The following is a 385-nucleotide window of genomic DNA, read 5'->3' on the forward strand; positions in this document are numbered from 1 at the left end:
ACTGGAGGCGGCGTCGAGCGGCTTCGAACGACAGGCGGCGGCATTGCTGAGCGGCCTGGGCGATACGCTGAGCCGGCAGACGCAGGCCAACGAGCAGTCGGCCGCGCACCACAAGCAGGCGCTGGAGGCGGTGTCGAGCGGTTTCGAGCAGCAGGCGACGGCATTGCTGGGCGGGTTGGGCGAGGCGCTCGATCGTCAGGCGCAGGTCAACGAACAATTGGCGACGCACAACAAGCAGGCACTGGAGGCGGCGTCGAGCGGCTTCGAACGACAGGCGGCGGCATTGCTGAGCGGCCTGGGCGATACGTTGAGCCGGCAGACGCAGGCCAACGAGCAGTCGGCCGCGCACCACAAGCAGGCGCTGGAGGCGGTGTCGAGCGGTTTC

At 68.8% G+C, this 385-nt stretch carries 1 protein-coding gene; it reads left to right on the plus strand.

The window, feature by feature from the left end:
* Positions 1-385 (plus strand): DUF802 domain-containing protein (locus AC1RQF_RS06810; protein WP_492871606.1); only part of this gene is annotated, 385 nt, incomplete at both ends.

The organism is Burkholderia sp. GW821-FHT14F03, from assembly GCF_058803765.1.